Origin of the sequence: Pectobacterium sp. A5351, assembly GCF_028335745.1 — a bacterium.
GTDB lineage: Bacteria > Pseudomonadota > Gammaproteobacteria > Enterobacterales > Enterobacteriaceae > Pectobacterium.
In genome coordinates this window covers 1,692,566-1,714,527 of the sequence record NZ_CP116477.1, presented here as the reverse complement: position 1 = coordinate 1,714,527, position 21,962 = coordinate 1,692,566, and the positions used below count along the sequence as shown (strand labels likewise).

Annotated in this window: 14 protein-coding genes and 2 pseudogenes; 10 read left to right on the top strand and 6 right to left on the bottom strand. The window is 52.8% G+C overall.

From position 1 onward, the window contains the following. Positions 1–5: 5 nt before the first annotated feature. Positions 6–311 (top strand): annotated as a pseudogene (locus O1Q74_RS08215) (transposase); the annotation flags it as partial. A 102-nt stretch (positions 312–413) separates the two neighbouring features. On the opposite strand, the pseudogene O1Q74_RS08210 reads toward O1Q74_RS08215, so the two are convergent. Then, positions 414–1,060 (bottom strand): annotated as a pseudogene (locus O1Q74_RS08210) (MFS transporter). Positions 1,061–1,110: 50 nt separating this feature from the next. Further along, the gene (locus O1Q74_RS08205) at positions 1,111–2,043 is read right to left on the bottom strand and encodes a helix-turn-helix domain-containing protein (RefSeq protein ID WP_271877845.1); all 933 of its coding nucleotides are present in this window, start codon (positions 2,041–2,043) and stop codon (positions 1,111–1,113) included. 122 nt (positions 2,044–2,165) lie between these two features. On the opposite strand from O1Q74_RS08205, the gene O1Q74_RS08200 reads away from it, so the two are divergent. Further along, on the top strand, positions 2,166–3,152 hold the full coding sequence (locus O1Q74_RS08200) for a class I SAM-dependent methyltransferase (protein ID WP_271877844.1): 987 nt from the start codon (positions 2,166–2,168) through the stop codon (positions 3,150–3,152). 164 nt (positions 3,153–3,316) lie between these two features. Here O1Q74_RS08200 and O1Q74_RS08195 read toward each other — a convergent pair whose 3' ends face one another. The 4 genes from O1Q74_RS08195 to O1Q74_RS08180 form a co-directional block, all read right to left on the bottom strand. Beyond that, entirely contained in the window at positions 3,317–4,984 is a 1,668-nt protein-coding gene (locus tag O1Q74_RS08195) for a methyl-accepting chemotaxis protein (protein WP_271877843.1), read from the bottom strand. A gap of 853 nt (positions 4,985–5,837) precedes the next feature. Continuing rightward, the gene (ygjG, locus tag O1Q74_RS08190; RefSeq protein WP_271877842.1) at positions 5,838–7,244 is read right to left on the bottom strand and encodes a putrescine aminotransferase; all 1,407 of its coding nucleotides are present in this window, start codon (positions 7,242–7,244) and stop codon (positions 5,838–5,840) included. Positions 7,245–7,571: 327 nt separating this feature from the next. Then, the gene (patD, locus tag O1Q74_RS08185; RefSeq protein WP_271877841.1) at positions 7,572–8,996 is read right to left on the bottom strand and encodes an aminobutyraldehyde dehydrogenase; all 1,425 of its coding nucleotides are present in this window, start codon (positions 8,994–8,996) and stop codon (positions 7,572–7,574) included. A 120-nt stretch (positions 8,997–9,116) separates the two neighbouring features. Further along, a complete protein-coding gene (locus O1Q74_RS08180; protein ID WP_271877840.1) occupies positions 9,117–9,278 on the bottom strand; it encodes a hypothetical protein in 162 nt (53 codons plus the stop codon). A gap of 383 nt (positions 9,279–9,661) precedes the next feature. On the opposite strand from O1Q74_RS08180, the gene O1Q74_RS08175 reads away from it, so the two are divergent. The 8 genes from O1Q74_RS08175 (at position 9,662) to O1Q74_RS08140 (ending at position 21,890) form a co-directional block, all read left to right on the top strand. Beyond that, a complete protein-coding gene (locus O1Q74_RS08175; RefSeq protein ID WP_271877839.1) occupies positions 9,662–10,168 on the top strand; it encodes an RNA polymerase sigma factor in 507 nt (168 codons plus the stop codon). Positions 10,169–10,285: 117 nt separating this feature from the next. After that, on the top strand, positions 10,286–11,239 hold the full coding sequence (locus O1Q74_RS08170; protein ID WP_271877838.1) for a FecR family protein: 954 nt from the start codon (positions 10,286–10,288) through the stop codon (positions 11,237–11,239). Positions 11,240–11,510: 271 nt separating this feature from the next. Beyond that, on the top strand, positions 11,511–14,207 hold the full coding sequence (locus O1Q74_RS08165) for a TonB-dependent receptor (RefSeq protein WP_271877837.1): 2,697 nt from the start codon (positions 11,511–11,513) through the stop codon (positions 14,205–14,207). A gap of 120 nt (positions 14,208–14,327) precedes the next feature. Then, positions 14,328–14,915, top strand: a complete 588-nt coding sequence (locus tag O1Q74_RS08160) for a heme acquisition protein HasA (protein ID WP_271877836.1) — start codon at positions 14,328–14,330, stop codon at positions 14,913–14,915. A gap of 262 nt (positions 14,916–15,177) precedes the next feature. Further along, on the top strand, positions 15,178–17,037 hold the full coding sequence (locus O1Q74_RS08155) for a type I secretion system permease/ATPase (protein ID WP_271877835.1): 1,860 nt from the start codon (positions 15,178–15,180) through the stop codon (positions 17,035–17,037). A 64-nt stretch (positions 17,038–17,101) separates the two neighbouring features. After that, positions 17,102–18,460 (top strand): HlyD family type I secretion periplasmic adaptor subunit, encoded by a 1,359-nt coding sequence (locus O1Q74_RS08150; protein ID WP_271877834.1) that lies wholly within the window; start codon positions 17,102–17,104, stop codon positions 18,458–18,460. Positions 18,461–18,462: 2 nt separating this feature from the next. Continuing rightward, positions 18,463–19,818: a TolC family outer membrane protein gene (locus tag O1Q74_RS08145; protein WP_271877833.1), complete on the top strand. Its 1,356-nt coding sequence runs from the start codon at positions 18,463–18,465 to the stop codon at positions 19,816–19,818. Between the two features lie 731 nt (positions 19,819–20,549). Further along, a complete protein-coding gene (locus O1Q74_RS08140; RefSeq protein WP_271877832.1) occupies positions 20,550–21,890 on the top strand; it encodes an anaerobic C4-dicarboxylate transporter in 1,341 nt (446 codons plus the stop codon). Positions 21,891–21,962: the final 72 nt, after the last annotated feature.

Genomic DNA, 21,962 nt, shown 5'->3' with positions numbered 1-21,962 from the left:
CAAAAAAACTCAGGCCGGAAGAAACTCCGCTGTTGCACTCGACTCAGAGCTGGCAGTACCGAATGGTAAGCTATCAGGCAAAGTTAAAGACCAAAGTATGTCGCGCAAAGGGAACTGCCTGGATAATGCGGTGGTGGAGAACGTCTTTAGGACGCTGAAATCGGAGTGTTTTTACCTGAGGCCGCAGTATCGATGAACTGAAGAGGGCAATAGAGGACGATATCCATTACTGCAACAACGCAAGAATCAGTCTGAAATTAAAAGGCCTGAGTCCGATAGAGTACCGAACCCAGGCTGTGAAAGCCGCTTAATATGAACCATCCAACCTTATGGGGTCAGTCCAAAAAACGTAGGTTTCGTCAACAACCTGAAGCGCCACATGCGTGGCGCTTACTTAGTACCGTTAACTTGCGTCAATTAATTTCAGGATGCTGTTCGGTCAGCCGTTTCCTTTTCTTCTCCAGATCGGCAATTTTCTCATCAATCTCTTCTATTTTCTGTTCAATATTGTCGTACTGTTCCTGCAACAGCTCTTTGGCTTCCGTCCGATCCGACGCCGCTGGCGTTGCACCTTTCAGCGGCTGGTTAGCAGTTTCGCGCATCGACATCCCGGTAATCAGGCCGATCAGTCCAAGCACCATCAGGTAATACGCCGGCATATAAAGATTGCCGGTCGACTTTCCCCGCCAACGGAGAATCCCTGCGCCAGTTTCGCCAACAGCAGTAATACCGGTGCCCAAATACCGATCGATTCATAGGAAGGAATCAGGCCTATGCAGAATGTGCTCACCGACATAATAATAATGGTGATCGATAAGACTTTCTGGCGACCAAATTTATCGCCCATCGCCCCAAAGAATAGCCCGCCGAGTGGCCGCACCAAAAAGGGAACCGAGAATGTTGCCAGCGCGGCAATCATTTGTACGCCGGGATCAGCGCCGGGGAAAAAAACCTGTCCGAGCGCATACGCCACAAAGCCATATACACCAAAATCAAACCATTCCATCGCATTACCCAATGCGGCAGCGGTAATGGCTTTTTTAAGCCGGGCATTATCAATAACGGTAAATAATTATGACAAAGCCGTCACATTAACGTCGGAGGATATTGTTACTTACGCGGCGTAATCATTTTCGGGTTGCGGTTAAAATAGCGCGTAAATGCCAGACTGAAATTAGCCGGGTGTCGATAGCCGACTTGCCAGGCCGTCTGCGCCACCTGAAATCCCTGCTCCAGCAACTGATGCGCCCGCTCCATCCGCATCCGCAATAACATCTGACCCGGCGTCGTCGCAAAGCAGCGATGAAACCCGAGTTTAAGTCTGGATTCGCTCATCCCCGCCTGAGTTGCAATGCAGGCCAGCGTCAACGGTTCAGCCAAATGTTCACGCATCCAGCGGCATACCTGCTCCAATTGCTGCCGTTCCTGTAGATGAATAGCACCACGCCTCTCTTCCGGCTGTAGGAAGTGGCGATACTGCGCCAGCAGACTTAAGGCGTGGATATGACGATTTAGCGGATCGGCGTCGCCACACAGCGCATTCACATGCACCTGGCTGGCCGCAGAAATAGAGGTAAATACGCGCTGCTGCACCCCATCACCACTGAACAACGGTTCCGCACAGTCCGTGCCAAAATAACGCGCCGCTGCCGTTTTCCCCACCAGCAGCCGTAGCTGATCGACCTGCTGCTGAGCCTGATAATGGCGTTCACCCACGCTGGTGCCAAACGTCGTAATCGTGACATGCTGCTGACGAAACCAGACCTGCGAACCACTGCTATCGCAATAGGCGGATTCCCCTGCCAGCGCAAACGTCATGACCAGCATCGGTTGCGAATGTGGGTTCTGTGTTTCTTCCACTAAGGCACAGCGCGGACGGTACTGCGAACGTGCCAGCGACAGATCCGCATCAATACGGCTGAAATCCGACCAACACTCACCGATATTATCCGGCAGGAGACGGCGAGAGCCTGAGATACTCACCTCGCGAGTACCGCACCGCTCGTCTGCTGGTTTTTCACGTTGCCCTTGTCGCCTTTTCATCCCCTTCCCCTGCCGTTTCGCATAGGAAAAACGTCGTCTCGCATAACAATGAACATAATAACGATTCTCATTTATAGATAGCATATTCCCTATCGACTGACCATCAATGAGACGGACCGCTTATGAATCCATTAGAGACATTATGGCAGCTTGCCGCCAGCAGCGTGCAAGCCGATGCTTTACATTTGGCGTTGGAGCAGCAGATTTTTGACCGACTGGAGGCGATCACCACACCGGAACAGTTGGCGGCAGAGTTGGGTTGGCAGCCAGAGAAAACCGGATTTTTGCTCGAGATTCTGTGGAGTATGCAATTTTTGACGCGCCATCACGACGGCTATCGCACTGCCCCGGCCTGCGCTGCCGTACTCTGTCGCAGTCGTTCGCGTTTTCTGGGCGACGCCTGGCGTTTTCGCCTCACCAGTCTGCGCCAGTTTGGTCAGGGGCTTGGTGACGGCATGCGTCAGCCTCTGCCGACACAGTTGAGCGAGTTACCGCGCGAGGCAGCATGGGCCAATGCGGCAGAGCAGCAGATCGCTCAGGAGCAGCGTTCGATAACGGCAGACCTTGCCGATAGTCTGCTCTCCAGCCTGCCAGATTTCCCACACATCAGACACGTTCTCGATCTGGGCGGTGGCCCCGGTTGGGTGGCGATTACGCTGGCGCTGCGCCACGCGCAGATCTCCGGCACGGTCTATGATCTGCCGCAAACCGCCGCCGTGGCGCAGCGCAATATCGATGCCGCCGGATTGTCAACAAGGCTGTCGGCACACAGCGGCGCGTTCCCTGCCGAAAAGTATGATCTGATTTGGAGTTCTTCTTTCCTGCATTTTGTCGAAGATATTCCCACCATGCTGGTTACGCTCCACAACGCGCTAACGTCAGAAGGCACGCTGGTGCTGGCACAGGCAGAAATCGCGGACAAGGCCGATGATGCCACGCCGGTTCTGCCGTTCTACCTGCCGATGCAAATGAGTGGACGCCACGTCACGCGAGAAGGTCAACTAACGCAGTGGCTACTGGCTGCCGGCTTTACCTCTGTCGACATTCGCCGCCATCAGGCATTTCCCATGGCGCCGTTGAATGTGTTGATCGCCCGTAAACACCAATAACCGCGCATTCGCAGCTCATGCTTCCTGAATGTAAAAAGCCCCCATAATGCAAAAAGCCAGTCAGCAAAAGCTGACTGGCAAACAACACCTTCAATAACACTCTCTGTTTTATAATTCCCTATTCTCACGCTATCCCTGACGTGCTGACGACATATTTTTCATTATCAGAAACGGGTCCAGTCAGATGCACCAAGGGCTGATGCTTTGGAAGAGACTGGAAGCATCGCAACAAGCGACAGCGTCTCCGTTGCTGGCTGCTTGGGCACCGGACGTTCATAGCCGGCAATCCTGAACACCGAGACTTCTCTGACAAGTTGATCCGCTTGTTCCTTGAGACTTTGCGCTGCCGCTGCCGACTCTTCCACCAGCGCGGCATTTTGTTGTGTTGTTTGATCCATCTGACTAACCGCGATGCCGACCTGTTCAACCCCCGTCGACTGCTCGGCACTTGCGGAGCTAATCTCTGATACGGTATCGCTCAACTGGCGGATGGACATCACCACCTGCTGCATAGTTTCCCCCGCTTTGTTCACCAATACCGAACCAAGTTCGACGCGTTCAACGCTCGCAGTAATCAGGTTTTTGATCTCTTTCGCAGCTTCTGCGCTACGCTGTGCCAGATTACGCACTTCCCCCGCCACAACGGCGAATCCTCGCCCTTGTTCGCCGGCCCGGGCAGCCTCGACGGCGGCATTAAGCGCCAAAATATTCGTCTGGAACGCAATGCTGTCGATAACGTTGATAATATCCGCAATGCTGCGCGAGCTCTCATTAATAGACTTCATCGTATCCACCACGTCGTTGACAACATTCCCTCCCTGAAGCGCAACGCTACTCGCATTTTGCGCCAGCACGTTAGCCTGACGGGCATTGTCGGCATTGTTTTTTACCGTCATCCCTAATTGCGTCATGGTTGAAGAGGTTTCTTCGAGTGCACTCGCCTGTTCTTCGGTCCGTGATGACAAATCCGCGTTACCCTGAGCAATCTGCATGCTGGCTGTCGCGACACTCTCTGCATTATTTCTGACGCCAATCACCATCCGCGTCAGCGCAGCCTGCATCTCTTTCATTTCTTCCAGCAGCAGACCCGTTTCATCACGGCTATTCACATCAATTGAACCGCTCAAATCGCCCGCGCTGATACGTTTCGCAGAAGAGAGTGCAGTGGATAACGGTAGGGTAACGCTACGGGTTAATGACCAGGCGGTAAGGCATCCTAAAACGGTTGAGAAGACCGATAGCACCAGCATCCATAACAGCGCATCCGTAATATATGTTCTCGTCACTTGTTTGGCATGGTCAACAAACGAGACCTGTAGCTCAGTAAATTCACTCAGTTTGGCAAAATAAACGGCTTGAATATTTGCTATCTCACCAAATACCAATTCTGTTGCCAGCGCATCCTCATCGTTCATCGCATAGCCAATCGCTTTATTAATGCTCAGGCTATACTGTTTCCTGATATCGATAAGTTGATTAAATAACGCCCGCGCCTGTTCCGAATTGACCATACCATCAAGTTTTTTATATATTTCGCTTGCCACGTCAGTCGTTTTTGCTATGGTCGACTTCAGTTCTTGTTTTTCTTGAGTTCTATCTACAGGGAGGAGAATAATATCCCGTAGCGTACGGACGTTAGTATTCAATACGTCTTGAATATCGCGCAGCATATCGACCTTAACCATTCTATCTTCAGTGACTCCATCAAACTCAGCACCAATGTTTTTAATGAAATAATAGCTAATAGATGACAAAGTCAGTGTCAGCGCAATTAATAAGCCAAATCCCAGAAAAAGCCGATTGCCAATTTTTATATTTTTAAAAAAAATCATAGTAACACCAGAATATTACATTTTAAAAATCGTTACCCAACCACGATTGCTAACATGCTCAGCCACCGTCTGTTTAACGAAAGAACGTCACAGATGGTAACGCGAACCATTATCGCGCAGGGCACCCTGGCTTATCTAAATCTCTTATTTTCTGATGCATGTAACAGAATACTGGCATAAGAAATCCATTTGGCCATATATTGTTATATCTCACATTGCCTGTGTGTTGGTGATGCTTACTGACTGAAACGGTTTACTTGATAAAGTAATTTACCCCCCCTTTTTTATTTTTATTCCTCGTTGAACATCACATTATTTATGCATAGTTAAAAGTAAACTCTCGTTTAAAAGAAACCAAAGCGTTTAAGGAAAGCCGAAAACTTTACCCCTCATCTACCCAATCCGAGTTAGTGTTACGCTTAATTAATTTTTCACATATTAATTGTTAATGCATAGATAAAAAGAGCATCAATCCGATACTTGCTACAGTCTATAACTCTACACTATCACAATCGCAAGATCGATCGGAAATAACGATCATTAGACCATTCAATTTTCTTTATTCGATCGTTTTTTTCTATCAAAAAATAATAAAGGGAAAAATCTTATTTCCATTAATTAAACCAGACTTATAAGTTAGAATGCTAATAATCTTAATTGAGTAACAACATCCTCATTATCATTACATTCCAGAGCGCGCAATCCAGCGTAACGTGACTGAATTAATGAGATTTAAAGCACAATGATATCCCACCTGCGTATCGCATGAGGATAGAAAAAGCCAGTCAGTGAGGGCTGACTGGCTTTCGGGATGAACCTAATCGGAGGGTGCTGCGTGTTGCCGTCTCGTTTTTCACTCTACCGCATATTCCTTCATTTTATTTTCGTCAGGCATCGTGCCATTGAGCTTCTTGAGCACGTCCTTCGCTTCTTTCAGCACTCGGGCACATTGCTCGCGCGTGATGGTAAGCGGCGGCTCAATCCTGACCGATTTGGCGTTATTCAGGGTGCCCGCAACCAGAACATTACGTTGGAACAGTTCTTTCGCGAAGGCATACCCGATCTCGTTTTTCCTGAACTCGATAGCCTGCAACAACCCCATTCCTCGCGCTTCGATAATCAATTGAGGATACTCGGCCACCAACTGCTGCAAGCCCTGTAACAAAAACGCCCCCTGTATCGCCGCCTGTTCCGGCAGATTCTTCGTCAGCAACTCATTGACGGTCGCCAACGCCGCCGCGCAGGCCAGCGGGTTGCCGCCAAACGTGGTGGTGTGCAGGAACGGATTTTCAAACAGCACGGAGAAGACCTCTTCCGTCGCCACCGTGGCGCCTATCGGCATCACACCACCGCCCAGCGCCTTCGCCAGACACAGAATGTCAGGCTGCACGCCATAATGCTCACAGGCGAACATCTTGCCCGTGCGCCCCATGCCGGTTTGCACCTCATCCAGAATCAGCAATGCCCCGACCTCATCGCATAATGCTCTGACCGCAGGCAAGTAATTTTCCGCTGGTACAATCACGCCGCCTTCCCCCTGAATAGGTTCAAGGATGATGGCAGCAACATCATCGCCGGTCTTCTGGCATTGCTGAACCTGCTTGCGCATGGCGCTGATATCGCCAAAAGGAACATGATGGAAACCGGGTAACAGCGGCATGAAAGGACGACGAAACGCAGGTTTGGCAGTGGCGGAAAGTGCCCCTAGCGACTTCCCGTGGAACGCGCCGGTCGCCGCGATAAAGGTATATTTGCCGCGCGGCGACTGGTAGGCCTTCGCCAGCTTCAACGCCGCTTCAACCGATTCCGTTCCGCTATTGCAGAAGAAGCTGTATTTCAGGTTACCCGGCGTCAGCGCCGCCAGCGTTTTTGCCAACAGCCCCCGCAGCGGATCGAGCAACTCCTGGCTGTGCAACGGTTGTCTGGCAAGCTGGCGTTCAACGGCGGCAATAACGTTGGGGTTGCGATGCCCGACGTTAAAAATGCCGTAACCGCCGAGGCAGTCCAGATATTCATTCCCTTGGGTATCAATCAGCGTATTTGGGCCACTGGCGCGCCATTCGACTGCGCCGTAATCGCCGCCGGTAGTGACAGATTTTCTGTACTCCAGAAAACCCGGGTTGACGTATTCACGGAAACAACTCAAAACTTCTCGATTCAGTGCCGCCATGTCATCGTGGGATAGCGTGTCACTATGAATCCAATGCAGTGCCTGCTGAGTACACTCTAGCGGGGTAAGGTGGGCGTTTGATCTGGACAAAATGCGCTCCTTGAAAACGGACATCACGTGATGCCAATTTAATTAATGCACATAACACGCCAGTCGCCCGCCCCAAATCATAATAAAATACAAAAACGCGATCTAAACCAAAAATACAGCATATAATTTGAAATAATTTTTAATATTCAAAATTAATAACCAATCCGAATAGTAAATGTCAGAGTGAAGGTAAGTGGAAAATCTCATGATGCCCCGCGTGTGCCCAGCATGCCCTCTTTTGGGGCACGCCGAGGCTGGACAAACTCGCTATTTCAGCACCTGACGTCTTTTTCAAGACAAGCGGCTCCTGAGACGGAGTGCGTCATCTCAATGACGGATCATGATATGGCGCACGATGGTGTAATCCTCCAGACCGTACATCGACATATCCTTGCCGTAGCCCGATAGCTTTTGCCCGCCGTGTGGCATTTCGCTGACCAGCATGAAGTGGGTGTTCACCCAGGTACAGCCATATTGAAGGCACGCGGCCAGACGGTGCGCCCGCCCGATATCGCGCGTCCAGACCGACGAGGCCAACCCGTAATGCGAGGCATTGGCCCAGCCAATCACCTGTGCCTCGTCATCGAATGGCGTAATGGAGATCACCGGGCCAAACACCTCTTTCTGGACGATTTCGTCTTCCTGCTTCGCCCCCGCCAGCACCGTGGGCTGGAAGTAGAATCCCTGCCCTTTCACCCGCTCGCCCCCCGTCACCACCGTAATATGTGGCAGCGCTTTGGCGCGTTCTACAAAGCCGATAACGCGCTCAAGCTGCGGCTCGGTAATCAATGGCCCCAGCTCGGTCGTTTCATCATGTGGATCGCCTATTTTCAGCGTCGCTACCGCTTTTCCTAATGCTTCTACGACCTCATCGTAGATCCCTCGCTGCACATACAGCCGACAGGCCGCGGTACAGTCCTGCCCCGCATTGTAGAAACCAAAGCTGCGGATTCCGTCAACGACCTGATCGATATTCGCATCGTCAAAGACAATCACTGGCGCTTTGCCGCCCAACTCCATATGCGTCCGTTTTACGCTCGCGGCGGTATGCGACAAAATATGCGCACCGGTCGCAATTGAACCGGTCAGCGACACCATATTCACTTTCTTATGTCCTGTCAGCGCATCGCCGATATCCGCCCCGCGCCCAAACACGATATTCACCACGCCCGCAGGCAGGATCTCCGCCAGCAGATGAGCCAGATAGAAGGTAGTCAGTGGAGTTTGCTCCGCCGGTTTCAACACCACGCAGTTTCCTGCCGCTAGCGCGGGAGCCAGCTTCCACGACGCCATCATCAGTGGGTAGTTCCACGGGGCGATGGAGGCGACAACACCAACCGGATCGCGCCGGATCATGGAGGTATGCCCTTCGAGATACTCTCCCGCCGCCGAACCGCTCAGGCAGCGCGCCGCACCGGCAAAAAAACGAAACACATCGGCGACCGCGGGCACTTCATCATTCAGCGCCGCATGATAGGGTTTACCGCAGTTCAGCGATTCAAGTTTGGCAAATTCCTCAGCGTGTTCTTCAATGGCATCGGCAATCTGTAGCAGCAGTGTCGCACGCGTTTTCGGCGTGGTCTGCCCCCAGTGTGCAAAGGCAGACTCTGCGGCCAGAACCGCTGCATCAACCTGGTGCAGATCGGCCTGCGCAATGGCGGCAATTTGCTCTCCCGTCGCGGGATTGAATACTGGCAACGCTTCACCTTTCCCTGCTACCAGCTTGCCTTCTATCAGTAATTTGTTGTGCATACATTTTCCTTACAGAGAGAAAACCGTCGTGTTTTTCACCACTATCTGCAAAATGTCTGTGCAAGAAACCTGCCACGTTGCGTCTACCTGCCGATCCGTTCTGCAACCGGCGGCCTTACGCTAAGGCGCGTTACCCGACTCTTTCTTCGTCTGCGTAGCGGCCTGTCTGGCTTCCTCCGCCAACGCCTCAATTTCTTCTTCCGTCAGTTGATCTGACGCCTCATGCACCTTTGCCAGCCCTTCACTGACCGTCACCTCTTTGGGATCGTCCTTCGTCGCCATCGTCATTCCTCTCAATGAAATAGTACGTCAACAAAGATAAGTGTAGTCGACGGCGAAAATCCGCCAATCTGAAGAAGATTTAACTCTGCTTTCCGGTTCGTCATATGTGATAATAATTATCAATTACATTAAATTTGTACCCTAAATAATTCGAGTTGCGTGAAGGCGGCAAGAGAGGGAATCCCGATGAGCTTACATAAGTAAGTGATTCGGGTGACTGAACGCGGCCAACGCACAAGCAGCTTGAAGTATGACGGGTATATTATTCAGGGCCTTACCCCGTCGATATCAACGGACAAGATCGCTATGGAGAGCGCAATGACAAGGGAAAGGGGTTCTGTTGCCGCAAAGGCGGCGGGAAGGTCACCTGACGGGACGTTGGCATGTCAGAGTCTGAACTCAGAATGCTGTTCAAGCACTACGCGGAACGGTTAGAACGCTATCTCAATCATAAACTGCGTGACCCTCAGGCAGCGGCAGATCTGGTGCAAGAGAGTTTTTTACGGTTGGCGCAACGACTGGAACAGCAGGATGATGTAGACGATAAAAAAGCGTATCTCTATAAGACAGCAAATAATTTGCTGCTCGACCATGTCCGTCACCAGCAGCGCTGGCAGATGGCGACGTCTGTTGACGACGTGGAAGCGACGCTGGAATACCTGCCGGATGCCGCGCCTCAGCTCGATCAAATGGCCATCGCTCAACAGGAGCTGGAACGTCTGGCGAACGTACTGGCAACGCTGCCAGAGCGCACGCAGCTGATATTTCATCTGCACCGGTTTGAACACATGACGCAGGCGCAAATTGCTGAGCAGTTGGAGGTTTCTCTCAGTACCGTTGAGAAACACCTTGCCATGACGCTTGCGATGATGACGAGTCGCTCCTCGTGAAAGCGGTCATTATCATGAAAAACATCGACCACCATGAAATAATCACAAATTATTTACGGGTTTATTGCCGTCAGACGTCTACTTATTTAGAGACCCTACCTACTCCAGGCCTACAACATGAACGATTATCCCCCTGAAATCCATCAGCAGGCAGCACGGTGGGCCATACGTTTGGCCGAAGCGCCGCTGGACGATGAACAGGAGCTAACATTCCAGCGCTGGCTGACACAGGATCCGCGCCATCGCCACGCACTGGAACAAGCAGGGAGGCTCTGGCACGGGCTCGGATCGCTCAGCGCCGAACAGCAGCAGATGCTGCAACCACAGCCGCCAGCAACATTGCCCAGCCGACGCGTCAATCGCGCGACACAGTGGAAAATAGCCGCGTTATTGCTGCTGGGTTTCAGTATCGGCACAACGTGGCTTTCCGACGGCATCCTCATGCTGCGCTCGGATTATCGTGCAGACCATCAGGTTAAACAGGTTACGCTACCGGACGGCAGTCAGGTCGATATGGATGCAGGCAGCGCCATTGCGCTCGCTTATACACCACAAGAGCGGCGCGTCACGCTGCTGCAAGGCTCCGCCTGGTTCACCGTCGCCCCAACAACCGCACAGGAAAAACGGCCTTTTCTGGTTGATGCCGCCTCAGGCACCACACAGGCGCTGGGCACACAGTTCATCGTGCAGAATGCCTCACAGACCACGACCGTCGGCGTGGTGGAACACAGTGTTCAGGTCACGGTAAACGGGCAAACACTGCGGCTTGATGAACAACAGGCCGCGCGCTATACCGAACAAGGGATGACGCGTCTTCCAGGTTGGAATAGCCGCGAGCGCGGCGACTGGCGACGCGGCCTGCTGATCTTTGATCAACAACCGCTGGCTATCGTGATCGCCCGTATCAATCAGTATCGAACGGGTACGATCGTCATTCCCAGTTCAACACTACGTCAGCGTCAGGTCAGCGGCATTTTTTCACTGAGCGAGCTGGATGGCGCATTGCAAACCATCACCAGCGAACTGGGTGCCAAAACGGTTTCACTGCCCGGCGTCACCGTTCTGTACTGATCCCTCTCTCCCCTTGTCTTACCCTCCTGTCTTAACCCCCTGCCACGCCGCTCAGGCGTGGTGATCGTCACCCCCACTTCCTTTACGTTCACAAGTCCGCAACGCGCCGTAGAAAAAATTTAAATATTTTTTTACGGGTTCTGTCTTCTCAGCCGTCTTCATATTTAGGTAATGATTTTTATTATCATTTTCATTAAGAAAAACAGGGTTAATTATCCCTTTGTTTATTAATGCTTATTGGTAATTTAACGAATGGCAGACCAGGCGAAAAATGTTTAAAAGAACACAACAGCAAGACAGCCGCTTGTTACAACGTAATCCACTTTCTCTTGCCGTCGGCATCGCACTGTCGCTGCCTGCTTCATTCCACTATGCACAAGCAGAAACCCAGACTGCCAACGTTCAGGAAGCGGCTCGCCACAGCGTCGCTTTTTCCATCAGCCCACAGCCGCTAAGCAGCGCGCTGCTCCGCTTTGCCGAACAGGCTGGGCTACAGGTCTTTTTTGCCGACGTCAAACTGGAAAATATGCAAGCCACTGCCCTTCAGGGTCGTTTCGCACCCGATCAAGGACTGCGTCAGTTGATCGGTGCCAACCCGATCGATTTCCAAATCGGCAGCAATGGCGTCATTACTCTGCGCCCTCGTTCAGTCAACGTCGATACGGTAAAAATAGATGACGTGATGACAGTACGGGCGTTTACCGTCGCTAATCCGGGTGACTGGATCTACGAACAACCACGCGCCATCAGCGTCATCTCACGCGAGCAGATGGACAACCGCCCTGCCCGCCACGCCGCCGATATGCTGGAGCAGTCCGCTGGCGTTTACTCCAGCGTCAGCCAGCAAGATCCCGCCCTCTCGGTGAATATTCGTGGCATACAGGATTATGGCCGCGTCAATATGAACATTGACGGTATGCGGCAGAACTTCCAGAAAAGCGGTCACGGGCAACGTAACGGCCAAATGTATATTGATTCAGAACTGCTCTCTCACGCCACGATTGAGAAAGGTGCCACAAGCGGCATGGGCGGTGCAGGCGCGTTCGGAGGTATCGCCACGTTTAATACCGTCAGCGCCAGTGATTTTCTGGTGCCGGGTAAAGAACTGGGCGGAAAATTGCACGCCAGCACGGGCGACAATGGAACGCATTTTATCGGCAGCGGGATTCTCGCACTCGGTAACGAAAGCGGTGATATTTTAGTCGGAGCCAGCGAACGTCATCTGGGCGATTACTGGCCGGGCAATAAAGGCAAAATCGGCGATATTCGCACCGCATCGGGAAGCGATGAGAACACGCTTCGCGCCAGCGATTCGCTGAAACATAGCAAAGTGACTGACTCAGGCCACACGATGCGTTCCCGGCTGGCTAAAGTAGGCTGGAATCTTCCCGCCAACCAACGTATCCAGTTCAGTTATTTGCAGACGCAGACAGACACGCCCAATCCCAGCATGTTAACGAACACCACGTTTCCCGAACTGGGTTGGAAAAAAAGCGGGTTTAGCAACATCATGTCGCGTAGCAGCGCACTGGATTACCACCTGAACCCGGACGATCGCGATTGGCTTGATTTTAGCGCCAAACTTTATTACGTCGACACGACAGATAAATCAGACACTTACAGTACGACTATCATCGATAATAGCTATTGGACGCGCAGCCGCATGCGCACTTACGGCGTGCAAGCACAGAATACCTCGCGCTTCAGTTTACCAACTCGGCATGAGCTAAGCGCCAACTACGGCCTTGACGTTTTCTACGACAAGGCCAGCAGTGAATCCACGCGTGAGTCGATGGCGGGCGTCACGCCAGATGGCAATCGTTCCCTCGCCAGCCTGTTTGCCAACCTGACTTACGACTATGATGATTTCCTGACGTTAGAAGGCGGCCTACGTTATGACCGCTATCGCCTGCGCGGTACAACGGGCATGGAGATCACCGAGTTCCCGTATACGGTGAATAGCCCCTGCACGGCAAATCGTCTAACACTCTGCCCGACCGTCAGAAACACTCACCTCTGGAAGGTGGATAGCGAAACCGGCAAGCTTTCTCCCACCGTGGCTATTGCCGTTAAACCCGGAATAACGTGGCTGGAGCTCTTCAGCAATTATGGGAAATCATGGCGTCCACCCGCTATTACCGAAACGTTGACCACCGGCAGCGCACACCCCACATCAACGCAATATCCCAACCCTTATTTGGCACCGGAACGGTCAACTGCGTGGGAAACGGGGTTCAATATTAAGGCCAGCGAACTGCTGACAGAATCCGATCGTCTGGTTGCCAAGGTGGCATATTTCGATACCAAGATAAGCAACTACATCAATATGGAGATCGGGCGAGTTAAACCTGGTGTCTGCACTGGCGCAGGTTCCGGTAACGCCGCCTATGTCAATAATCTGGCAAAAACCCGCTTCCGCGGCATTGAGTATCAATTGAATTACGACACGGGCAGATTTTATGCCGACCTGACTTACACCCGAATGATTGGCAAAAATGACTTTTGCTCAAACACGGCTTGGCTTGGTGGCGTCGTCATACGCGAAGGCGGACGAAATAATTACTACGCCACCCCCTACGATGACGTGAACACCTACGTGCAATGCAACTACGGCACCGTTTTTAGCTCGTCATCCTATATGCCGAGCGATCGGGGAAGTCTCACGATTGGCACCAGAGCGTTCGATCGTAAATTAGATGCCGGCGCGGTGATTCGCTACAACCGAGGCTATCAGGATCGTTCAGCGGTCAATCAGGCGGGAGGAACCGGCAATTTCTACGTCGCCGACTGGCCCAAATATACCCTATTCGATCTCTACGCCAGCTATCAAATCACGAATAATTTAAAGGTCAGCGGGGCGATAGAAAACGTCACTAATCGTGCGTACATCGTTAGCTATGGTGATTCTATTTCATACACGCTGGGGAGAGGAAGAACCATCCAGGGCGGAATGGAATATCGCTTCTAAGCATTCTTCGCAGGGGCTGCCTGCGTGTGAATCAACCGCGAGTCATCACGATGCGCGGTTTGTCAGAGGAGGCACAAAACGCCTCCGTTTATCAGATAGAGTATTAATGAGGAATAAAACATGAGTTTAAGTATTCAGTATGACACCGAGTTTTCCAGTTATTCTATCTCCCAGTATCTGACCGAGTGGTCCTCTCTATTCGGCGATGCTAACCACACCAACGATAACGTTACCGACAGCAACTCGGGAGGTTTCTACGGTGGCACCTCCTGGAATAACGGGACACAATACTCTCTGGTCAGCCCGAATAACGATACCTCCGCCTTCGTTGCCGAAGGCAATCTGGCGTATCAATTCTCTAACCACGTTCTGCACGGCCAACTGGATTCACTGACCTTCGGCGACGGTCTGAGCGGCGGCACCGGCACCGCATACGCCATTCAAGAACCTCAGGTCACCTTTAGCGGCCTGGATCTCTCCAGCATCGTGGATAGTGGCCGTGAAGGCGTGGTGCATCAGGTCGTCTACGGTCTGATGAGCGGACAGGTTCAGCCACTGCTGGATGCGCTGACCAATGCCGGTATCGATATTAACGCCAGCCTGGATAGCCTGAGCTTCGCCACGGCGACCTCCGATGCTGCGCTTTCTGCGGATACCGTGGTTGACGTCGTTGGCGTCGCCGAAACCGCCGATCTGCTGGCGGCATAAGAAAACGGCTAAAAGATGACGCTTTTAGCCGTTTGAGTGAACACCGTCGCGGTACGGAGAGAGTAGAGATACCCCTGAATATTTCGCGTTGCACGGATGCAGCGTGAAATATGACGGGCACGGCACCGCGGCGGTCTATTGAGTGTAATAACCGTTGGCAAACCGCGTCAATAGCGGTACGGCTAACCGTTTTCCCCCTCTTCCACCTTGTGGGGACACCACGGTGAGAACGATGGCGACTTTATTGAAGAAGGAACCTCCCATGCCCGCATCCCATCCGGCTTCATCAGGCAGGGAAATTATTGACGCGCTGGCCGCCTACCGTCAGGGATTTTGGGGAATTGGCCTGTTCAGCGCCGTCATCAATCTGCTGATGCTGGCGCCAGCGATTTATATGCTTCAGGTTTATGATCGCGTATTACCTTCCAGCAGCACCATGACGCTGGCAATGCTGACGATCATTATGCTGGGTCTGTTCTTACTGATGGGATTACTGGAATGGATACGCAGCGCAGTGGTGATCCGCCTCGGTACACAGATGGACATGCGCCTGAATCAGCGTATCTACAATGCGGCGTTTGAAAGCAATCTCAGGAACGGCACGGCGGGAGCAGGGCAAGCCTTAAACGATCTTACCGCCCTGCGCCAGTTCGCTACTGGAAACGCGCTGTTCGCCTTCTTTGATGCGCCGTGGTTTCCCGTTTATCTGCTGGTGATCTTCTTACTTCACCCCTGGCTCGGCGTGATGGCGCTGGCGGGGGCGATCATACTGATTGTGCTGGCCTGGCTGAATCAAAAACTTACGCGCGAACCCTTGGCCTTAGCCGCACAAAACACCGTTCAGGCGACGCAACAGGCTAACGCTAACCTGCGCAACGCCGATGCCATCGAAGCCATGGGAATGCTGCCCGCCATGCGCGAACGCTGGCTGACGCAGCACAAATCTTTTCTCTATTATCAGAATGTTGCCAGCGAAAAGAGCGCCAACATTACCTCACTGACGAAAAGTACCCGACTGGCGCTTCAATCGCTGATGTTGGGGCTGGGCGCGTTGCTGGCCGTCAACGGGGATATCACGCCCGGCATGATGATCGCCGGATCCATTCTGGTAAGCCGCGTGCTCAGCCCAATCGATCAGATCATTGGCGTCTGGAAGCAGTGGATGCAGGCGCGTCTTGCCTGGCAACGGGTCAATCTCCTGCTCGATGCGCATCCGGCGCGTGCCGCTGGCATGGCGCTGCCCCCCCCGGAAGGTAAACTTCAGGTGGAACAGCTCAGCGCTAACGCCCCCAACACGCGTACCCCCATACTCGCCAATATCACGTTTGAACTGGCTCCCGGCGATGTGCTCGGCGTGCTGGGCCCTTCTGGTTCAGGTAAATCCACCCTCGCCCGCCTGCTGGTTGCCGCCATGCCCGCTCTCGGCGGTAAAGTCAGGCTGGACGGCGCAGACATGCATCAGTGGGACAAAGGTGATTTGGGTCGCTTCATCGGCTATCTGCCGCAGGATGTACAGCTTTTCAGCGGGACGATTGCCGAAAACATCGCGCGTTTTGCTCAGCCGGACGCAGAGAAGATCGTTGCCGCTGCCATCACAGCAGGCGTGCACGAGATGATTCTACGGCTGCCGCAAGGCTACGATACACCACTGGGCGAAGGCGGTGCCGGGCTGTCTGGTGGACAGAAGCAGCGGGTTGCCCTCGCCAGAGCCATTTACAACCAGCCACGCCTGATTGTGATGGACGAGCCTAATGCCAGCCTGGATGACGACGGCGAGAAAGCCTTATTGGCCGCAATTGCCGCTCAGCAGGAGGCCAAAAGCACGCAGGTGCTGATCACACATAAGCCCGCCCTACTGTCCTGCGCCACTAAGCTGTTAGTCCTGCGCGCAGGGCAGATTCAGTATTTCGGCGCAACGGAGCAGGTACTGAAAGAGCTACAGCGCGCCAAGCCCGCCAATGCTTCTCTGACCAAACCGATGACGAAACCCACCAGCCCTAAACCTACATCGGTTAATACCGCTGACGCCGCAAATGCCTTTGCTCCAAAAGAGCCCGGTTCCGCCGGATTGAGCATGGTGTACAGCACGCCGACGCCGCGCCGTGCCGCACCGGATAAATGAGGCATAGCGCATTGATAACGAACGCCTGCCGTCAGAAAAGCATCATGGAAAGAAGAGGATAATCATGTCCGCGTTACGCGAAGTCACATCACAGCCAACCGCTCCTCTCCCTCAGGTGGAGGATAACGTTGCGGCGATGCCGTTACATACCGATGCCGGGCGCTATTTGAAGCACGGCCTCTGGCTGGTGCTTATCGGCTTTGGTGGCCTGCTGCTGTGGGCCGGCATGGCACCGTTGGATAAAGGCGTCGCCGTATCTGGTCGGGTCATTGTCGCAGACAACCGCAAAGCGGTGCAGCCCGTCAGTAGCGGACGCATCGCCTCGCTCAGCGTGCGAGATGGTGACCACGTGCAGGCCGGACAAATTCTTGCCACGCTGGATCAGACACCCGCTCAGGCACAGCGCGACAATCTCGTCACTCAGCTTCAGGAAGCACACGCGGGCGAAACGCGCCTGCTGGCGGAACGTGACGATCTCAGTACGATCCCTTTCCCTGCTTCCACAGAACCACACAACACCGTCACGCAGCAGATCCAGATCGCCCAGCAGCAGCTCTTCATCAGCCGTCGCGCCGCACTGCAACAGGAACGCGCGGCGATGCAGGCTGCCATCATCGGGGCAAAGGCGCAGTCGCAGGGTTCACAGGCACTGCTGGCTAGCAGCCAAACGCAATTTCAGATTATCAGCGAGCAGCTACGCGGGCTGCGTCCGCTGGCGCAGGAAGGCTATATCGCCCGTAACCGCCTGCTGGACGTCGAGCGGCAGGCTGCCCAGTTGGCAGGCGCAATTGCTCAGGAACGGAATAATCAGGTGCAGCTTCAGCAGCAGGTCGTCGAACTGGAGCAAAAGATCCAACAGCGCCAGAACGAATATCAGAAAGAGGTACGCGCCCAGCTCGCCGATACCCAGCGTTCCATTCAGGATCTCACCCAGCGACTGAAAACAGCGGAGTATGAACTTCAGCACACGCATATTCGCGCGCCCGCCAGCGGTACAGTCGTCGGGCTGGCGCTGCATACCGAAGGCGGCGTGGTCAATAGTGGGCAGATGTTGATGGAGATTGTTCCTGATGGGCAACCGCTATTGATTGACGCGCAGCTGCCTATCGAGCTGGTAGACAGAGTCAATAACGGGCTGCCGGTCGAGTTGCTGTTTTCTGCGTTCAACCAAAGCACCACACCGCGTATTTCTGGCGTTGTCGCACTCATCGGTGCCGACCAACTCGTCGAGCAGCAGACCGGAAAACCCTATTACGCCCTGCGTATTCACGTCGATGAACAGGGTAAGCAACAGCTTGCCGGGCTAGACGTACGCCCCGGTATGCCGGTGCAAGCCTTTATTCGTACCGGTGAACGCTCCCTGCTCAACTACCTGTTCAAACCGCTTTCCGATCGCCTGCATCTGGCACTAACCGAGGAGTAATCATGCTGCGCCATTCATCCGTTTATCGCGTGGCGATCCGCTCCAGCTATGCCGTTTCCCTTGTTTTCACGCTGCTCTACAGCACACCGAGTCAGGCATTAGGGTTAATGGAAGCCTGGCAACATGCGTTAACGCACGACCCCGCTTTTCAGGCCGCTGTACATGCGCGTAATGCCGATAGCGAAGAGAAAAACATCGGGCGCGCCGGGCTGTTGCCGAAAGTCACCTATGATTACAGCCAGTCCCGTAACGATTCCACAGTGACGACAGGTGGCCAGCACTCAGAACGGGATTACACCAGTCGGGCTTCCAGCTTTTCTCTGCAACAACCGCTGATCGACTACGCGGCGTGGTCACGCTATCAGCAGGGTGAAGCCAGCGCCGTGCTGGCAGACGAACAGCTACGCGATGCCAGCCAGCAGTTATTGGTACGTCTGTTCCAGGCTTACGCCAACGTGCTATTTAGCCGCGAGCAGATTGCGCTGGTTCAGGCACAGCAGCGCGCTTATCGCGAGCAATATCAGCTGAATCAACGCCTCTTCCAGCAGGGAGAAGGCACGCGCACCGATATGCTGGAAACCGAAGCGCGCGTCAATCTGACCGAAGCGCAGCTCATCGAAGCGCAGGACAATCTGGATATCAGCCTGCGTGAACTGGAAACGCTGCTGGGGATGCCCGTTGGTGTGGATCAGCTTGCAGCGCTAACGCCACGCTTTACGCCGCAGCCGCTTCAGCCTGCGGGCTATCAGCACTGGCAAGCGCTGGCGCTGCGTCACAACGCGCAGCTACTGGCGCTCAACCAGTCGCTAGCCGTGGCGAAGTACGGCATTGAGCGTAACCGGGCAGGTCATCTGCCGCAGGTCACGCTGGTCGCCAGCACGCGCAATACACAGTCAGACACCGAAAACAGCTACAACCAAAAATACGATACGCGATCGATTGGCATCCGCGTCAGCGTACCGATTTTTGCCGGCGGCGGCGTCTCTGCCGCGACGCGTCAGGCACAGGAGCGCTATCAGCAGACGGCGTTGGAGAAAGACGAACAGACGGCGACAATCCAGACGGAACTGCGCCGCCAGTTTAATCTGGTCACCAGCAGTCAGGCGAAAATCCGCGCCTATGAACTAGCGGAAAAGTCGGCGCTGGCGCTGGTTACCGCCACCCAGAAAAGCGTTCAGGGCGGAGAGCGCGTGAATCTTGACGTGCTGAACGCCGAACAGCAGCTCTATGGTGCACGGCGCGATCTGACTGAAGCGCGTTATACCTGGCTGACGGCGTGGCTACAACTGCGCTACTACGCCGGAACGCTTGACGAACAGACGTTGCATCAGTTAGCGACCTATTTCGTACACCGCTAACGACGTGAATTCAGAACACAACATTGGAGATAACGCGAATGTGCGGCCATATCCGATTAGAAAGGAAAATAAGCCGCCTCCAGATATTATAAAATATTTATAAAGATTTTATATTAATAACCAATCACACTATAAAAGCTGTCTTGCTTCGCATTCGATGTGAAAATCGCTGTAAATCCGTCAGCTATATTTCTGGTGTAAATAGCGGTAGCGCGACAGTCATTTTTATTTACCGACAATCTCTCGACGACCTGGCGTTGACTTCATTGTCAAAAAGGGATTCATGTTATCATTTTTAAACCTAATCATTTAAAAACAACACAATAGCAAAAAATACCTCATTAGAGGTAGATGAAATGACATTAAAGTATAATTTTTTACGGCAATCGTTAACGAAAATAAAAAATAAAATAAAAAAGACACAACAAAATAAGAACAATAATTTAATCACTTTTAAAAACACCTCGCTATTCATTAACAATTTCGCCAACTGACGCATAAAATAATCTTTAATAAATTAAAGTCACACTTAAATAACTAAAGAAACCAAAAAATCTCCATTATTGCGAGCGAGATCTTTTATTTTCAGTAAAGCAGGCAAAGATAAAATTTAATAGATTTAGATCAAGAAAATAAATAACAACCCGTCCATATAGTACCCACAGTAAAAACTCACTTATTTTAATTCTAACTAATTAGTTCATCTTATAAAGCAATGCAATGGGGCTACTATGGACTTCATCATTCAATTAGTCATTGTCCTGATCTGCCTTTTTTACGGGGCAAGAAAAGGCGGGATCGCGCTGGGTTTATTAGGCGGGATTGGACTTGTTATTCTGGTCTTTATTTTTAAACTGCAACCGGGTAAACCTCCCGTCGATGTCATGCTGGTCATCATTGCCGTGGTGGCCGCGTCGGCAACGCTTCAGGCATCGGGTGGGCTGGATGTCATGCTGCAAATCGCGGAACGTATGCTACGGCGTAACCCGAAATACGTGTCGATTATCGCACCGTTCGTCACCTGTATTCTGACGATCCTGTGTGGTACCGGCCACGTGGTGTATACCATTCTGCCGATTATTTATGATGTCGCCATCAAGAATAATATCCGCCCAGAAAGGCCGATGGCCGCCAGTTCCATTGGTGCCCAGATGGGGATTATCGCCAGCCCAGTGTCTGTTGCGGTGGTGTCGCTGGTCGCCATGTTGGCGAATTTCACCTTCCAGGGTAAACATCTGGGATTCCTCGACCTGCTGTCTATTACCATCCCTTCTACCCTGTTGGGTATTCTGGCAATTGGGATTTTCAGTTGGTTCCGCGGTAAGGAATTGGACAAGGATGAGGATTTTCAGAAATTCATCGCCGACCCAGAAAACAAACAGTATGTGTATGGTGATACCGCCACCCTGCTGGACAGAAAACTGCCACGCAGCAACTGGGTCGCTATGTGGATCTTTCTGGCAACCATCGCGGCGGTAGCGATTCTGGGTGCCGTTGAAGGGCTACGTCCGGCCTTTGGCGGGAAGCCGTTGTCGATGGTGCTGGTCATTCAGATGTTTATGCTGCTGTCTGGTGCCATCATCATTATTGCGACCAAAACCAATCCGTCATCCATCTCGAAGAATGAGGTGTTCCGTTCAGGGATGATCGCCATCGTCGCGGTATATGGTATTGCCTGGATGGCGGAAACCATGTTTGGCGCGCATCTGGAAGAGATCAAAGCGACGCTGGGTTCATTGGTGAAAGTGTATCCCTGGGCTTACGCCATTATCCTGCTGATTGTCTCGAAGTTCGTAAACTCGCAGGCGGCAGCGCTGGCGGCGATTGTTCCGGTTGCGCTGGCTATCGGCGTGGATCCCGCGTACATCGTGGCATCCGCACCCGCCTGTTATGGTTACTACATTCTGCCAACCTACCCAAGCGATCTGGCTGCTATCCAGTTTGACCGCTCCGGCACCACCAAGATTGGCCGCTTCGTTATCAACCACAGCTTCATCCTGCCGGGACTCATTGGCGTAACCACCTCCTGTATCTTTGGCTGGGTATTCGCCGCCATGTACGGCTTCCTGTAATCAGCCGAAAAGTCGCTCAGCAATGGGCGGCTTTCATGCGATAGTCGCTACACCCTACTAGCAGCCGCTGAC

What these genes read in the sequence shown, in the direction of transcription:
- O1Q74_RS08205 (WP_271877845.1), bottom strand. Translation starts at nt 2,043, where the DNA reads ATGAAAAGGCGACAAGGGCAACGTGAAAAACCAGCAGACGAGCGGTGC.
- O1Q74_RS08200 (WP_271877844.1), top strand. Translation starts at nt 2,166, where the DNA reads ATGAATCCATTAGAGACATTATGGCAGCTTGCCGCCAGCAGCGTGCAA.
- O1Q74_RS08195 (WP_271877843.1), bottom strand. Translation starts at nt 4,984, where the DNA reads ATGATTTTTTTTAAAAATATAAAAATTGGCAATCGGCTTTTTCTGGGA.
- patD (WP_271877841.1), bottom strand. Translation starts at nt 8,996, where the DNA reads ATGCACAACAAATTACTGATAGAAGGCAAGCTGGTAGCAGGGAAAGGT.
- O1Q74_RS08180 (WP_271877840.1), bottom strand. Translation starts at nt 9,278, where the DNA reads ATGGCGACGAAGGACGATCCCAAAGAGGTGACGGTCAGTGAAGGGCTG.
- O1Q74_RS08175 (WP_271877839.1), top strand. Translation starts at nt 9,662, where the DNA reads ATGTCAGAGTCTGAACTCAGAATGCTGTTCAAGCACTACGCGGAACGG.
- O1Q74_RS08170 (WP_271877838.1), top strand. Translation starts at nt 10,286, where the DNA reads ATGAACGATTATCCCCCTGAAATCCATCAGCAGGCAGCACGGTGGGCC.
- O1Q74_RS08165 (WP_271877837.1), top strand. Translation starts at nt 11,511, where the DNA reads ATGTTTAAAAGAACACAACAGCAAGACAGCCGCTTGTTACAACGTAAT.
- O1Q74_RS08160 (WP_271877836.1), top strand. Translation starts at nt 14,328, where the DNA reads ATGAGTTTAAGTATTCAGTATGACACCGAGTTTTCCAGTTATTCTATC.
- O1Q74_RS08155 (WP_271877835.1), top strand. Translation starts at nt 15,178, where the DNA reads ATGCCCGCATCCCATCCGGCTTCATCAGGCAGGGAAATTATTGACGCG.
- O1Q74_RS08150 (WP_271877834.1), top strand. Translation starts at nt 17,102, where the DNA reads ATGTCCGCGTTACGCGAAGTCACATCACAGCCAACCGCTCCTCTCCCT.
- O1Q74_RS08145 (WP_271877833.1), top strand. Translation starts at nt 18,463, where the DNA reads ATGCTGCGCCATTCATCCGTTTATCGCGTGGCGATCCGCTCCAGCTAT.
- O1Q74_RS08140 (WP_271877832.1), top strand. Translation starts at nt 20,550, where the DNA reads ATGGACTTCATCATTCAATTAGTCATTGTCCTGATCTGCCTTTTTTAC.